The 13,632-nt window shown below is 76.2% G+C and carries 15 protein-coding genes; 6 read left to right on the top strand and 9 right to left on the bottom strand.

The window, feature by feature from the left end; translation table 11 throughout:
• Positions 1 to 10: 10 nt before the first annotated feature.
• Both AB0J00_RS04145 and AB0J00_RS04140 read right to left on the bottom strand, forming a co-directional pair.
• Positions 11 to 1,393, bottom strand: coding sequence for a phosphomannomutase/phosphoglucomutase (locus tag AB0J00_RS04145; RefSeq protein ID WP_357740567.1), 1,383 nt, complete (start codon positions 1,391 to 1,393; stop codon positions 11 to 13).
• A 74-nt stretch (positions 1,394 to 1,467) separates the two neighbouring features.
• Positions 1,468 to 1,818 (bottom strand): DUF3499 domain-containing protein, encoded by a 351-nt coding sequence (locus AB0J00_RS04140; protein ID WP_357740564.1) that lies wholly within the window; start codon positions 1,816 to 1,818, stop codon positions 1,468 to 1,470.
• A gap of 173 nt (positions 1,819 to 1,991) precedes the next feature.
• Here AB0J00_RS04140 and AB0J00_RS04135 point away from each other — a divergent pair, with 173 nt between their 5' ends.
• Positions 1,992 to 2,450, top strand: coding sequence for a metallopeptidase family protein (locus tag AB0J00_RS04135; RefSeq protein ID WP_357740561.1), 459 nt, complete (start codon positions 1,992 to 1,994; stop codon positions 2,448 to 2,450).
• An 80-nt stretch (positions 2,451 to 2,530) separates the two neighbouring features.
• Positions 2,531 to 3,577, top strand: coding sequence for a hypothetical protein (locus AB0J00_RS04130; protein ID WP_357740558.1), 1,047 nt, complete (start codon positions 2,531 to 2,533; stop codon positions 3,575 to 3,577).
• Here the strand turns inward: AB0J00_RS04130 and AB0J00_RS04125 are convergent.
• Both AB0J00_RS04125 and AB0J00_RS04120 read right to left on the bottom strand, forming a co-directional pair.
• A complete protein-coding gene (locus tag AB0J00_RS04125) occupies positions 3,552 to 4,448 on the bottom strand; it encodes a hypothetical protein (RefSeq protein ID WP_357740555.1) in 897 nt (298 codons plus the stop codon). The genes AB0J00_RS04130 and AB0J00_RS04125 overlap by 26 nt on opposite strands.
• Positions 4,449 to 4,494: 46 nt before the next feature.
• The gene (locus tag AB0J00_RS04120) at positions 4,495 to 4,758 is read right to left on the bottom strand and encodes a WhiB family transcriptional regulator (protein ID WP_357741344.1); all 264 of its coding nucleotides are present in this window, start codon (positions 4,756 to 4,758) and stop codon (positions 4,495 to 4,497) included.
• Positions 4,759 to 5,145: 387 nt separating this feature from the next.
• Here AB0J00_RS04120 and cofD point away from each other — a divergent pair, with 387 nt between their 5' ends.
• From cofD to rfbC, 3 genes are read left to right on the top strand one after another with little or no spacing between them, the layout of a single operon-like run.
• Positions 5,146 to 6,096, top strand: coding sequence for a 2-phospho-L-lactate transferase (cofD, locus tag AB0J00_RS04115; protein ID WP_357740553.1), 951 nt, complete (start codon positions 5,146 to 5,148; stop codon positions 6,094 to 6,096).
• Positions 6,089 to 7,168, top strand: a complete 1,080-nt coding sequence (locus AB0J00_RS04110) for a coenzyme F420-0:L-glutamate ligase (protein ID WP_357740551.1) — start codon at positions 6,089 to 6,091, stop codon at positions 7,166 to 7,168. Before cofD ends, AB0J00_RS04110 begins: the two co-directional genes overlap by 8 nt.
• Before the next feature lie 43 nt (positions 7,169 to 7,211).
• Positions 7,212 to 7,823: a dTDP-4-dehydrorhamnose 3,5-epimerase gene (gene rfbC, locus AB0J00_RS04105; protein ID WP_357740549.1), complete on the top strand. Its 612-nt coding sequence runs from the start codon at positions 7,212 to 7,214 to the stop codon at positions 7,821 to 7,823.
• Positions 7,824 to 7,906: 83 nt separating this feature from the next.
• Here rfbC and rfbD read toward each other — a convergent pair whose 3' ends face one another.
• Complete coding sequence (gene rfbD / locus AB0J00_RS04100) at positions 7,907 to 8,791, bottom strand: dTDP-4-dehydrorhamnose reductase (protein ID WP_357740547.1); 885 nt, start codon at positions 8,789 to 8,791, stop codon at positions 7,907 to 7,909.
• Complete coding sequence (rfbB, locus tag AB0J00_RS04095; protein WP_357740543.1) at positions 8,788 to 9,783, bottom strand: dTDP-glucose 4,6-dehydratase; 996 nt, start codon at positions 9,781 to 9,783, stop codon at positions 8,788 to 8,790. The genes rfbD and rfbB overlap by 4 nt, the downstream gene beginning before the upstream one ends.
• Positions 9,784 to 9,893: 110 nt before the next feature.
• On the opposite strand from rfbB, the gene rfbA reads away from it, so the two are divergent.
• Positions 9,894 to 10,754, top strand: a complete 861-nt coding sequence (gene rfbA, locus AB0J00_RS04090) for a glucose-1-phosphate thymidylyltransferase RfbA (protein WP_357740540.1) — start codon at positions 9,894 to 9,896, stop codon at positions 10,752 to 10,754.
• 9 nt (positions 10,755 to 10,763) lie between these two features.
• Here rfbA and AB0J00_RS04085 read toward each other — a convergent pair whose 3' ends face one another.
• From AB0J00_RS04085 to AB0J00_RS04075, 3 genes are read right to left on the bottom strand one after another with little or no spacing between them, the layout of a single operon-like run.
• Complete coding sequence (locus AB0J00_RS04085) at positions 10,764 to 11,696, bottom strand: DNA-3-methyladenine glycosylase 2 family protein (protein WP_357740538.1); 933 nt, start codon at positions 11,694 to 11,696, stop codon at positions 10,764 to 10,766.
• A 29-nt stretch (positions 11,697 to 11,725) separates the two neighbouring features.
• Complete coding sequence (locus AB0J00_RS04080) at positions 11,726 to 12,496, bottom strand: SDR family NAD(P)-dependent oxidoreductase (protein ID WP_357740535.1); 771 nt, start codon at positions 12,494 to 12,496, stop codon at positions 11,726 to 11,728.
• Between the two features lie 31 nt (positions 12,497 to 12,527).
• Positions 12,528 to 13,631 carry a sugar phosphate nucleotidyltransferase gene (locus tag AB0J00_RS04075; protein WP_357740533.1) on the bottom strand — a complete coding sequence of 368 codons (1,104 nt, stop codon included), beginning with the start codon at positions 13,629 to 13,631 and terminating at the stop codon, positions 12,528 to 12,530.
• Between the last annotated feature and the right edge of the window lies 1 nt (position 13,632).

Genomic DNA, 13,632 nt, shown 5'->3' with positions numbered 1-13,632 from the left:
GGACCACTGCTCATGAGCGCACCATCTCCAGGACCTCGTCGCGCAGCTCGGTCATCCGGGCCCGGTCGCGGGCCTCGACGTTGAGCCGCAGCAGCGGCTCGGTGTTGCTGGCCCTCAGGTTGAACCACGAGCCGTCGGGCAGCGAGACGGTGAGGCCGTCGAGCTCGTCGAAGCCGACGCCGTCGCGCTCCTCGAACGCCGTGCGGACGGCGGCCACCCGGGCGGCCTGGTCGTCGACGGTGGAGTTGACCTCCCCGGAGGCGGCGTAGCGCTCGTACCTGGCGGTGAGCTCCGACAGCGGCCGCGGCTGCTCGCCGAGCGCGGCGAGCACGTGCATCGCGGCGAGCATGCCGGTGTCGGCGCGCCAGAAGTCGCGGAAGTAGTAGTGCGCCGAGTGCTCGCCGCCGAAGACGGCGTCGGTGCGGGCCATCTCGGCCTTGATGAACGAGTGCCCGACCCGGGTGCGCACCGGCTGCCCGCCGTGCTCCCGCACGATCTCCGGCACCGCGGCCGAGGTGATCAGGTTGTGGATGATCGTCGTCCCGCGGCCCTTGGCCAGCTCGCGGACGGCGACGAGCCCGGTGATCGCCGAGGGGCTCACCGGCTCGCCGCGCTCGTCGATGATGAAGCAGCGGTCGGCGTCGCCGTCGAAGGCCAGCCCGATGTCGGCACCGTGCTCGCGCACTGCGGCCTGCAGGTCGACCAGGTTGGCCGGGTCCAGCGGGTTCGCCTCGTGGTTGGGGAACGTGCCGTCGAGCTCGAAGTACATCGGGACGACGTCCAGCGGCAGGTCGGCCAGCACGACCGGCACGGTGTGCCCGCCCATGCCGTTGCCGGCGTCGACGACGACCTTCAGCGGCCGGATGCCGGACAGGTCGACCAGCCCGCGCAGGTAGGCCGCGTACTCGGCGACCAGGTCGCGGCCGCTCACCTCGCCGACCCGGCCGGGCGTGCGGGTGAAGGCGCTGCCCGGCTGCTCGAGCTCGGCCTCCGCGGCGCGGCGGATCTCCACCAGCCCGGAGTCCTGCCCGATGGGCGCGGCCCCGGCCCGGCACAGCTTGATGCCGTTGTACTGCGCGGGGTTGTGGCTGGCGGTGAACATCGCGCCCGGCAGCTCCAGCGAGCCGGCGGCGAAGTAGAGCATGTCGGTGCTGCCCAGCCCGGCCTCCACGACGTCGAGGCCGCGGGAGAGCACGCCCTCGGCGAAGGCCCGCGACAGCGGCACCGACGAGGGGCGCATGTCGTGCGCGGTGACGACGGCGGTCGCGCCGGTCTCCCCGTGCACGAACTCGGCGAACGCCGCCCCGATGGCGCGGGCGACCGACTCGTCCCACTGGTCGGGGACGACGCCGCGCACGTCGTAGGCCTTGATGATGGTCGACAGGTCCGGCACGACCGTGACCCTATAAGGACCTCGTCGGCCCCCCACGGCTCGCAGGCTCGCCGCGGGCCCCTGCGACGAGGCCGTCAGGGGATGTTGGGCAGGACGCGCAGGTGCCCGCGGCGGACACCGCTGCCGTCGTCGGCGGGGTTGCGCTCGGGCTCCGGGCGGGCCGCCTCGCGCACCGCGTCGGCCAGCGCGAGCAGGTCGTCGCCGGTCGGGCCGGCGTCGTCGGTGTCGACCTCGTGCCGGACGACCTCCCAGCCGCGCGGGACGGTGAGCCGCTCCGCGTGGAACTCGCACAGGTCGTAGCTGTGCGGCTCCGAGTACGTCGCCAGCGGGCCCACGACCGCGGTCGACTCCGCGTACACGTAGGTCAGGGTGGCCGCTGCCGGCTGCGCGCAGCCGCTGCGCGAGCAGCGACGTGACTGCCTCACCACCGGTTCCTCACGGACAGCACAGTAAACCCGGTCGCGCCCCTGGGGCAGCAACGACACCGTGGAGCGGGCGCGTCGGGCCCTGCCGGGTGGCCGCGGACCGGCGCCGGACCCGCCGTCCGGGGGCCGTGCGCGGCTCCCGGGCACCCCCGGGGACGTAGGCTCCCCCCGCGATGGACCGTCCCCCTGCCCGCCCCCGCCGCGACCGCCACGGCCGTGGCCTGCGCGGTCGTCTCGTGCCGCCGTCGGTGCCGCTGTCGCGGAGCCGGGCCGAGCAGTTCGACGACCTGGTGCTCGACGCGGTCGAGGACCTCGAGCGGCGCTGGGAGCGGGAGCTGGCCGGCGTCGAGTTCGCGGTCGAGGACGTGCCGTGGGTCGAGCACTCCAGCCCGGACGAGGTGGTGCTGGACTCCGACGTGCTCGACGACGGCAGCGTGCCGCTGGCCCGGGTGCTGCCCGCGCACCGCGAGGGCGGCCGCGAGGTGCCGCCGCGGATCGTGGTCTACCGCCGCCCGCTGGAGATCCGCGCCGCCGACCGCGACGACCTGGCCGACCTGGTGCGCGAGGTCGTCGTCGACCAGGTGGCCGTGCTGCTCGGCCGCGACCCGGAGGAGATCGACCCCACGGGCTGACGGAGGACCCCGTCCTCCTCAGCCCTCGCGAGCTCGGGCCGAGCCTCGGGACGGGGCCGGGTGCGATGCTGCACGGCGACATGAGCACCGCAGCAGACGCCCAGCCGGGCACCTGGATCACCGTCGGCGTGCTCGTCGGGCTGGCCCTGGCCCTGCTCCTGGGCATCCTGCTGGCCGCCGCCGGCCGGGCCCGCGCCGCCCGTGCCGGACGCCGCCCCGCCCGGCACGCCGCTCCTCCGCCCGCCCCGCCCGCTCCCCCGGCGGCCCCGCCCGCGCCGGCCCGGTTCGAGGTCGACGACCTGCCCGGCTTCCTGGAGTCGCCGCCCGGGTCGCCCGTGGTCCCGGCCCCGCCCGCGGGGGAGCCACCGGCTGCCCCGGCCGGCCCGCCCGCCGCCGGCGCCACCGCCGGTCCCGCTGCGGGGCGGACGCCGGACCGGGCCACCACGCTGGGCACCGCCGGCGCCGCGGCGCTGCTGGTGGCCGCGGTCGTCGTCGCGCTGGTCGGCGGCGGCGACACCCGGTCCTCGGCCGCCGAGGACCCGCCCGCGTCGCCGCCCCCTCCCCCGGAGCCGGTCGTCGTCCCGACGCCGCCGCCGTCCGCCGCGCCGGCCGACGACGCACCCGGCGCCGCGGCCTGGACGTCGGTGCCGCTGGGCCGCGCCGGCCTCGCGGTGAGCGCGACGTTCGGGGGCGTGGTGCTGGAGCAGCGCGCGGTCGGGCTCACCGTCACCTACCCGAGCCTGAGCGTGACCACCGACGGCTCGCGGTCGCTGGCGCACCTGCGGCTGCCCACCTGGAACTGCCTGACCGCCGAGCCGCCCGCCGACCCGGCGTCCGCGGGGTGCGCGCGGTCGCTGGTCGAGTACGCCGACCTCGCCGGCCCGGCGCTGCGGGTCAGCCGGGACGGCGACCGGGTCGACGTGGCCGGGTCCTTCCCCACCTACCTCCGGCCCACCGGCAGCGCGCCGGCGTGGACCGGCCGGTCCTACGAGCTCTCCGCCTCCGCCGCGCCGGACGGCGCGGTCGAGGACGGGCGGGCCGCCGCGGCCGGTGTCGTGCGGATCGGGCTGGGCTCGGCACCCACCGTCGCCGCGCCCGGCGTCAACCTGCTGCTGCTGCCCCGCTGACGCCGCGGCCGGTCAGCTTCCCGGCCGCCCACCAGACGGCGTCGGACACCCCGCCGGTCAGGCCGGCCGACGCAGACAGCGACACCAGCGGCATGCCGAGCTCGGCGCGCAGCCCGCCGAGGTCGCTGACGCCCCACCACGGCCAGCGGTCGGCGCCGTCGACGAACGTCAGCACGGCGGCGGCCACCCCGTCACCCCGCGGGACGACGCCCAGCTCCAGCTCGCCCAGCGCGGCGTGCACCCGGACGGCGGTGCGGACGAACGCCCGCTGCGGGCGGGGCAGCCGGTCCAGCACGGCCGGCAGCCAGCGGTCGACGGTCGCGGGGTCGCGGGTGCGCCGGACGTCGGCCACCTGGTCCAGCTCGTCGACGAGCACCCGGCTGCGGTCGGTGGAGTGGGCCGGCGGGATCCGCGCGGCGGACAGCCGGGCGGAGAGGGCGCGCACCGTCGGGTCGCCCAGCGGCAGGCCGGTCAGGTGCAGGGTCCACGGCCCGCGCAGCGACGTCAGCAGGTCGTGCAGCCCCTCGGCGAGGCGGCTCGCGACCGCGTCGTCCCGGGCGTGCAGCCGGGCGGTCGGGCGCCCGGCGGGCAGGGGTGCGGGCGCGGTGCCGAGCAGCCCGACGGCGGTCACCGGGCCGCGCCGGCGGGTGGTCAGCAGGGCCAGCCCGTCGGGCCGGCCGGACAGCTCGCGCTCCACCACGACGGCGCGCGGGTGGGCGCGGTGCAGCGGGCCGGCCGACGGCGGCGGCAGGGCGGCGGTCAGCCAGGGCCCGCGGGCGGTCACCGGGGAGGCGAGGGCGGCCACGAGGGGAGCGGCCGCCCGGATCTCCCGGACCACCCGGGCCCGGCCGTCGGCCACCCGCGTCAGCATGCGGCCGAGGGTGCCAGGCGGGCCCGTCGCGGAGGGCGGGTGGGGGCTAGATCGCGCGACGGCGGAGGCGGCGGCGCTCCCGCTCGGACAGCCCGCCCCAGATGCCGAAGCGCTCGTCGTTGCTCAGCGCGTACTCCAGGCACTCGGCGCGGACCTCGCAGCCGGTGCAGATCTTCTTCGCCTCGCGGGTCGAGCCGCCCTTCTCGGGGAAGAACGCCTCGGGGTCGGTCTCGGCGCACAGGGCCTTCTCCTGCCAGCCCTGGTCCTCGCCGTCGATGCCGGGGAGACCGGCGTCGAACACGCCGGCCATCCCGAGCACGTCGGGAGCCGGCGCGGCGCCCGCCGCGGAACTGCGGTACTCGCTCATCCACGACACCTCGGCCATCACGTTGCGTCCCCTCTCGCTCCGTCCCCGGCCCGGACTCCCGGGCGGTTCCCGAGTGGCCGGTGCTGATGACAACGTCGGAATTACACGCGTGTCGTTGAGTCGAGGTCAAGTTGGGTCGGTGTAACGCTCGACCCCATCCGCACCACCAGTCACACATTGTCCTGATGTGGTCACAGGAGCCCTCGACACGCCGCCGGCTTAGGCATCTTCTGTCCACGGCCCGGCTGGTCTTTCAGCAACCTGGTATCGCTCCCCCGGTACCTGACAGTCGGAATCTGCCGAGGGCGGACGATCAGGCACGATGGGGGCGTGAGGATCGTCGTGCTGGCCGGGGGCGTCGGCGGAGCCCGTTTCCTGCGCGGTGTGATCATGGCCGCACCGGACGCCGAGATCACCGCCGTCGTCAACACCGGCGACGACGTGACGCTGCACGGGCTGCGGATCTGCCCCGATCTGGACACCGTGATGTACACGCTCGGTGACGGGATCGACGAGGAGCGCGGCTGGGGCCGGCGCGGTGAGACGTGGACCGTCAAGGAGGAGCTGGCCGCCTACGGCGCCGAGCCCACCTGGTTCGGCCTCGGCGACCGCGACCTCGCCACGCACCTCGTGCGCACCCGCATGCTCGACGCCGGCTACCCGCTCTCCGAGGTCACCGCCGCGCTCGCCGACCGCTGGCAGCCGGGGGTCCGGCTGCTGCCGATGAGCGACCAGCGGGTGGAGACCCACGTCGTGGTCCCCGACCCGGAGACCGGCCGGCAGCGGGCTGTCCACTTCCAGGAGTGGTGGGTCCGGCACCGCGCGTCGCTCGACGCGTCGGCCTTCGTCCAGGTCGGGGTGGACGACGCCCGGCCCGCCCCCGGCGTCGTCGAGGCGCTCACGGAGGCCGACGCGGTGCTCCTCGCGCCGTCCAACCCGGTCGTGTCGATCGGCACCGTGCTCGGCGTCCCCGGCGTCCGCGACGCCCTGCGCGCCGCCCGCGGCCGGGTCGTCGGGCTCTCCCCCATCGTCGGCGGCGAGGCGGTGCGCGGGATGGCCGACCGCTGCCTGCCCGTCGTCGGGGTGGAGGTCAGCGCCGAGGGCGTGGGCCGGCACTACGGCGCCCGCTCGGCCGGCGGTGTCCTGGACGCGTGGCTGGTGCACACCGGCGACGCCGCGGAGGTCCCCGGCGTCGACGTCCGGGCGGTCCCGCTGCTGATGAGCTCACCGGAGGCCACCCGCGACATGGCCCGCGCCGCGCTGGACGCCGCCGGTGTCTGAGGCAGCGGCAGCGGGTCCTGGACCCGGCTTCTCGGTCCACCCGGTCCGCGGGCTGCCGGAGTTCGCCCCGGGGGACGACCTCGCCGCCGTGATCGCCGGCGCCGCGCCCTGGCTGGCCGACGGCGACGTGGTGGTGGTGACCTCCAAGGTGGTCTCCAAGGTCGAGGGCAACCTGGTCGCCGTCGAACCCGACGCCGACCGCGAGGTCGCGCGCCAGCGGGCCATCGACGCCGAGACGGTCCGGGTGGTCGCCCGCCGGGGCCCGCTGCGGATCGTCGAGACCCGGCACGGCTGGGTGGTCGCCGCGGCCGGCATCGACGCGTCCAACGTCGCCGCCGACGCCCTCGTCCTGCTGCCCGTCGACGCCGACGCCTCGGCCCGCGCGCTGCGCGACCGGCTGGCCGCGCTGCTCGGCGTGCGGGTCGGTGTCGTGGTCAGCGACACCTTCGGCCGCACCTGGCGCGACGGGCTCACCGACGTGGCCATCGGGTCGGCCGGCCTGCCCGCGCTCGTCGACCACCGCGGCCGGGTCGACGCGCACGGCAACCGGCTGGAGACCACGCAGGTCGCCGTCGTCGACGAGCTCGCCTCGGCCGCGGACCTGGTGAAGGGCAAGCTCGACGGGGTGCCGGTCGCCGTCGTCCGCGGGCTGGTGCTGCCCGAGCCCGCCGACGACCATGGCACCCGCCCGCTGGTGCGGCTGGGCGCCGGCGACCTGTTCAGCCACGGCACCCGCGACGTCGTCCCCACCCGGGCGCCGTCCCCGGTGGTCGAGCCCCGGCCCGGGGTGCTGGAGGCGGCCGCGGCCGCGTTCCGCGCGGCGGTCGCCGCCCTGCCCGAGTTCCCGGTGGTGTTCCGCTACCTGGTCGAGGACGAGGCGCCGGTGGTCGACGTGCACCTGAGCGACCCGGTCGTGCCGGGTGCCGCGTTCGCGCTCGGTGCCGTGGTCGGCGCGGCGCTGGTGCAGCTGCACGCCGAGGGCTGGGCCACCCGCTGGGAGCCCGCGGCGACCTTCGGCGGTGCGTCGCTGGCCGGCCGGCTGTGGCTGGGCGGGACCCCTCCGCAGGGGTGACCGCCGTCTGACCCCGGCGGGCGGGGTGATCTAGCGTTCCGGCGTGGACATCCGTGAGCTCGCCGTGCCCGACAGCTACGTGCTCGACCTCGTGGCCCACGGCGACTCCCGCGGCCGGTTCACCGAGTGGTACCGCGCCGACGTGCTCGCCGGGGCCGTGGGCCACCCGCTGCCGCTGGTGCAGGCCAACCACAGCGTCTCCGCCCGCGGCGCCCTGCGCGGGGTGCACTTCGCGCTGGTGCCGCCCGGCCAGGCCAAGTACGTCTACTGCCCGGTCGGCCGGGTGCTGGACGTCGTGGTCGACGTGCGGGTGGGCTCGCCGACCTTCGGCGTCTCCGACGCGGTGCTGCTGGACAGCGAGCAGCCGCGCGCGGTGTACCTGGCCGAAGGGCTCGGGCACGCGTTCGTGGCGCTGGCCGACGGCAGCTCGGTCACCTACCTGGTGTCGACGGGCTACGACCCCACCCGCGAGTTCGGCGTCCACCCGCTGGACCCCGAGCTCGACCTGCCGTGGCCGGCCGACGTCGAGGTGCAGCTGTCGGCGAAGGACCTCGCCGCGCCGTCCCTCGCCGAGGCCCGCGAGCAGGGCCTGCTGCCGACGATGGAGTCCTGCACCGCGCGCTACGCCGCGCTGCGCGCGGCAGCCCAGGGGTGACTGCGCTCCGCACCCCCTGACCCGGTTCCTCGCGAGGAACCGGCCCGGTTTCTCGCTGGAAAGCCGGGCGGCGGGCGGGAGGGTCAGGCGGGGAGGGCGCCGAGCTCGGCGAGGCAGCCGCGCACCGACTGCTCCCAGGCCGGCAGCGGGGTGAGCCCGGCGGCGGTCCAGGCGGCCGGGTCGAGCACCGACCAGGCCGGCCGCGGGGCGGGCCGGGGGAAGTCGGCGGTGGTCACCGGGTGCACCCGCTCGGGGTCCGCGCCGGCGAGGGCGAACACCAGCCGGGCCAGCCCGTGCCAGGTCGTGGTGCCGGCGCCCGTCGCGTGCAGGACGCCGCGCACCGGGCGCTGCGCGGCCTCGACCAGCCCGCGGGCGAGGTCCAGCGACCAGGTCGGGTTGCCGGTCTGGTCGGCGACCACCGAGACGGTGTCCCGCTCGGCCAGCAGCCGGAGCATGGTGCGCACGAAGTTGCTGCCGTGCGCGGCGTAGACCCAGGCGGTGCGGACGACGAGCGCGTCGCCGCCGGCCGCGAGCACGGCCCGCTCCCCCGCCAGCTTGGTGCGGCCGTAGGCGGTGCGGGGCGCCGGCTCGTCGTCGGTCCGGTAGGGCCGGGTGCCGTCGCCGGCGAACACGTAGTCGGTGGAGACGTGCACCAGCCGGCCGGCGTCCGCGAGCTCCTCGGCCAGCCAGCCCGGCGCCAGCCCGTTGACCCGGTGCGCGGTGGCCTCGTCCGTCTCGGCGGCGTCGACGGCGGTGTAGGCGGCGGCGTTGAGCACCACCGGCCGGGCGCCGCGGGCCAGCGCCTCGTCGCGCCAGGCCCGGACGACGCCGCGCACCTGCTGCTCGTCGGTGAGGTCGAGCCGGTCGCGGCCGAGCGCGGTGACGTCCTGCCCGGCCAGCACCGCCTGCAGGTCGGTGCCCAGCTGCCCGGTCGCGCCGGTGACCAGCCAGGCGGGTGCGCCGCTCACGCCAGCGCGGTGGCGGCGGCGGCCTTGAGCGGCTCCCACCAGGCCCGGTTGTCGCGGTACCACTGCACGGTGAGCGCCAGGCCCTCCTCGAAGGGCATCCGCGGGGCGTAGCCCAGCGCGGCGGTCTTGGAGTGGTCGACCGAGTAGCGCAGGTCGTGACCGCCGCCGCGGGGGTCGACGATGTGCTCGACGTAGCTCCAGTCGCGGCCGGTGGCGTCCAGCAGCAGCTGGGTGAGCTCCCGGTTGGACAGCTCCCGGCCACCGCCGATGTTGTAGAACTCCCCGGCCGCGCCGTGCTCGAGCACCAGCTGGATGCCGCGGCAGTGGTCGTCGACGAACAGCCAGTCGCGCACGTTCGCGCCCTCGCCGTACAGCGGCACCGTGAGCCCGTCGAGCAGGTTGGTGACGAACAGCGGGATGACCTTCTCCGGGAAGTGGTACGGCCCGTAGTTGTTGCTGCACCGGGTGATCGAGACGTCCAGCCCGTACGTCTTCGCGTAGGCCCGGGCGAGCAGGTCGCTGGACGCCTTGGACGCCGAGTACGGCGAGTTGGGCTCCAGCAGGTGGTCCTCGGTCCAGGACCCCTCGTCGATCGAGCCGTAGACCTCGTCGGTGGACACGTGCACGACCCGGCCCACGCCGTGCCGGACCGCGGCCTCCAGCACCTGCTGGGTGCCCACCACGTTGGTCAGCACGAAGCCGGCCGCCCCGTTGATCGAGCGGTCGACGTGCGACTCGGCGGCGAAGTGCACCACGGCGTCGTGCCCGGGGAGCGCGGCGTCCAGGTCGGCCGGGGAGCAGATGTCGCCGTGGGCGAACCGGTAGCGGGGGCTGTCCGCGACCGGGGCGAGGTTGGCCAGGTTCCCGGCGTAGGTGAGCTTGTCGAAGACGGTCACCTCGGCGTCCTCGAAGCCCGGGTACCCGCCGGTCAGCATCGTGCGGACGTAGTGGGAGCCGATGAAGCCGGCCCCGCCGGTCACCAGGATGCGCATGGCCCGACCGTATCCACTGGCCAGGTCCGGCGGCTCCTGGCCGCGCCGCCGTCATCCCGCGGGGTGAGTTCGTCCTGACCGGCGCCCCCGCTTCCCGTACGGTCCGGGACGTGCGCGGGATCATCTTGGCCGGCGGGACCGGGAGCCGGTTGTTCCCCATCACCCAGGCCGTCAGCAAGCAGCTCATGCCGGTCTACGACAAGCCGATGGTCTACTACCCGCTGTCGACGCTGATGATGGCCGGCGTCCGCGAGGTCCTGGTGATCACCACCCCCGAGGACTCCGCGGCGTTCCAGCGGCTGCTCGGCGACGGCTCCCGGCTGGGCATGCGGATCGAGTACGCCGCCCAGCCCCGGCCCGAGGGCCTGGCCCAGGCCTTCCTCATCGGCGCGGAGTTCCTCGCCGGGGAGCCGGTGGCGCTGGTGCTCGGCGACAACATCTTCTACGGCGCCGGCCTGGGGACGGCGCTGTCACGCCTGCCCGAGCCCGCGGGCGGGCACGTGTTCGCCTACCACGTCGCCGACCCCACCGCCTACGGCGTCGTGGAGTTTGACCGCGCCGGCCGGGTGCTGTCGATCGAGGAGAAGCCGCAGCAGCCCAAGAGCTCCTACGCCGTGCCGGGCCTGTACTTCTACGCCGGCGACGTGGTCGAGGTGGCCCGCGGCATCACGCCCAGCGCCCGCGGCGAGCTGGAGATCACCGCCGTCAACGAGCACTACCTGCGCGAGGACCGGCTCACCGTCACCGTCCTCGACCGCGGCACCGCGTGGCTGGACACCGGCACCTTCACCTCGCTGCGGCAGGCCACCGAGTTCGTCTCGGTCGTCGAGGAGCGGCAGGGCCTCAAGGTCGGCTGCATCGAGGAGGTCGCCTGGCGCAACGGCTGGCTGGACGACGCCGGCCTGCGCGCCGCCGCCGAGCCGCTGGCCAAGAGCGGCTACGGCGACTACCTGCTCGGCCTGCTCGACTGAGCCCCGCCGCTAGAGCCGGCGGTAGTTCGTCGGGGCCATCCGCGGGCCCCGCTTGGGCGGCATGCTGCCGCCGATGCCCAGCAGCCGCACCACCCGCTGCCGGTGGCCGCGCCACGGCTCGAGCAGCTCCAGCATCCCGGCGTCGTCGGTCTTGCGGCCGGCCAGCGACCAGCCGACCAGGTTCTTCAGGTGGTAGTCGCCGACGCTGACCTCGTCCGGGCAGCCGACCGCGCGCTGCGCGACCTCGGCGGCGGTCCACACGCCGATGCCGGGCACCGACTGCAGCCGGCGGCGCAGCTGGTCGCAGTCGTCGTGCGAGGCGGCGGTCTCCAGCCGGCCGGCCACCGACGCGACCGCCCGCAGCGCCCGCCGCCGGGCGCCGTCCAGGCCGCAGCCGTGCCACTGCCAGTCGGTGACGGCGAGCACCCGCTCGGCCGGGGGCACCACCCGCATGCCCTCGGGTGCGGGGCCCGGCGCCGGCCCGCCGGTGAGCCGCAGCAGCTCGCGGAAGGTGCGGTGCGCCTCCAGGCCGGTCACCTTCTGCTCCAGGACGGCGGGCAGCAGCGCGTCCCAGACCCGCCCCGTGCGGCCGATCCGCAGCCAGGGGCTCGCCCGGTGGGTCCGCTCGACCAGCGGGTGGTGGCCCGGCTCGAACCCGTCCAGGGAGTCGTCGGCGCCCAGCCAGCGCGGCGCCCAGTCGACCGCCCACGCCGCACCGGGCCCCCAGCCGAGCAGCTGCACCCCGCCGGGGCCGCCGGCCAGCCGGACGGTCGCCGGGCCGTCGGGGGTGGTCGTCGTCCGCCACACGCCGTCGTCGGCGTACCGCAGCGTCGGGTCACCGGTGCCCCGCCGGTCGCGGGACAGCACCCGGCCTACGTCCAGCGGCCAGTCCGGTTGCCAGACCGCCGCGACGTCCGCCGCGGCGACGGTGGTGGTGCCCATTTCCCCCTGCTCCCCCTGGAGTGCCGCGCTCAGCGCGGCGCCATCCGCAGTGCGCCGTCCATCCGGATGACCTCGCCGTTGAGGTAGCCGTGCCGGACGACGTCGAGCGCCAGCTCGGCGAAGTCCTCCGGCCGGCCCAGCCGGTGCGGGAACGGCACGTTCTCCGCCAGCGCGGTGCGCGCCTGCTCCGGCAGCGCCGCCAGCAGCGGGGTGTCGACGATCCCCGGCGCGATGGTGACCACCCGCACGCCCACCGACGCGAGGTCGCGGGCCGCGGGCAGGGTCATCCCGACGATGCCGCCCTTGGAGGCGGCGTAGGCGATCTGCCCGATCTGCCCGTCGTAGGCGGCGATCGAGGCGGTGTTGACCACCACGCCCCGCTCGCCGTCCTCCCCCGGCTCGGTGCGCGCCATCGCGGCGGCGGCCAGCCGGAGCACGTTGAAGGTGCCGACCAGGTTCACCGTCACGGTGCGGCTGAAGGCGCCCAGCTCGTGCGGGGTGCCGTCGCGGCCGAGGGTCCGCTGCGCCCAGCCGATGCCCGCGCAGTTCACCGCGATCCGCAGCGGCCGGTCCTTGCCCGTCGCCTCCTCGAGCGCGGCGGCCACCGACGCCTCGTCGGTGACGTCGGTGCGCACGAACGAGGTGTGCCCGCCGAGCTCCGCTGCGAGCGCGTGCCCGCGCTCGGCGTCGAGGTCCAGCAGGGTGACCGCCGCGCCCGCGGCGGTCAGCGCCCGGGCGGTGGCGGCGCCGAGGCCGGAGGCCCCACCGGTGACGACAGCAGCGACGTCCAAGTCCTTCACGAGCGCCAAGGTAACCCGGCGGGCCGCCCGGTCAGCTGTACCGGGGCCCCCAGCGCTCCTCGACGGCGGCCAGCAGCTGCTTGACCCGCTCGGCGTCGGCGACCGGGCACACCATCGTCACGTCGCGGGTGTGCACGACCACGCTGTCGCGGACGCCGACCAGCGCGACCAGGTGGTCGGGGTCGTCGGAGAACACCACGTTGCCGGCGCTGTCGACCAGCACGGCGGGCCCGGACACGGCGTTGCCGTCGGCGTCGGCGTCCAGCGTCTGCGACAGCGCCGGCCACGAGCCGACGTCCAGCCAGTCGACGTCCAGGTCGACGACGGCGACCCGGCCCGGCTCGGCGGCGGCCGGCTCGAGCACCGCGTAGTCGACGCTGATCTTCGGCAGCGTCGGGAAGACCTCGGCCAGGACGGCGTCCCGCTGCGGCCCGGCCGGCGCCGCGACGATCCGGGCCAGGCCCTCGGCCGACGCCGGCAGGTGGTCGCGCAGCGCGTCGAGCACGGTCCGCGCGCGCCACACGAACATCCCGGAGTTCCACACGTACTGCCCGGAGTTCAGGTACTCCCAGGCGGTCGCCAGGTCCGGCTTCTCCCGGAACGCCGCGGCCTCCGAGGCGCCGGGCACCTCGGTGGGCGCCCCCTTCTGCACGTACCCGAACCCGGTGGCCGGGGCGGTCGGGGTGACACCCAAGGTCACCAGCGCACCGGGCCGGACGGCCAGCAGGTCGTACGCGGTGGTCAGCGCGGCCGCGAACCGGTCGACCGGGCGGATCACGTGGTCGGCGCTCACCACGGCCAGCTCGGCGTCGGGGTCGGTGTCGGCGACCACCGCGGCGGCCAGCCCGACCGCGTTGGCGGTGTCGCGGGGCACCGGCTCCAGCAGCAGCCGGTCGGCGCCCAGCCGCGGCAGCGCCGCGCGCACCGCGTCGGCGTACCGGGCGGCGGTGCACACCCAGATCTGCTCCGCCGGCAGCACCGCCTCCAGCCGGGCGAACGCCTCGGCGAGCAGGCTGTGCGCCGGCGCGCCGCCCTCGGCCGCCACGACGTCGATCAGCTGCTTGGGCCGGCCGGCCCGGGACAGCGGCCACAGCCGCGTACCGGACCCACCCGCCATGATCACCGCGTGCCGCACG

It is taken from the genome of Modestobacter sp. NPDC049651, from assembly GCF_040659695.1.
Lineage (GTDB): Bacteria > Actinomycetota > Actinomycetes > Mycobacteriales > Geodermatophilaceae > Modestobacter.
Note: the sequence above shows the minus strand (reverse complement) of the source record. Positions and strands in the feature narration are given on the sequence as shown.

Coding starts and splice junctions, on each gene's coding strand:
- AB0J00_RS04135 (WP_357740561.1), top strand. CDS start 1,992: ATGGACCGTCCCCCTGCCCGCCCCCGCCGCGACCGCCACGGCCGTGGC.
- AB0J00_RS04130 (WP_357740558.1), top strand. CDS start 2,531: ATGAGCACCGCAGCAGACGCCCAGCCGGGCACCTGGATCACCGTCGGC.
- AB0J00_RS04125 (WP_357740555.1), bottom strand. CDS start 4,448: ATGCTGACGCGGGTGGCCGACGGCCGGGCCCGGGTGGTCCGGGAGATC.
- rfbB (WP_357740543.1), bottom strand. CDS start 9,783: ATGCGCATCCTGGTGACCGGCGGGGCCGGCTTCATCGGCTCCCACTAC.
- AB0J00_RS04085 (WP_357740538.1), bottom strand. CDS start 11,696: ATGGGCACCACCACCGTCGCCGCGGCGGACGTCGCGGCGGTCTGGCAA.
- AB0J00_RS04120 (WP_357741344.1), bottom strand. CDS start 4,758: ATGGCCGGCGTGTTCGACGCCGGTCTCCCCGGCATCGACGGCGAGGAC.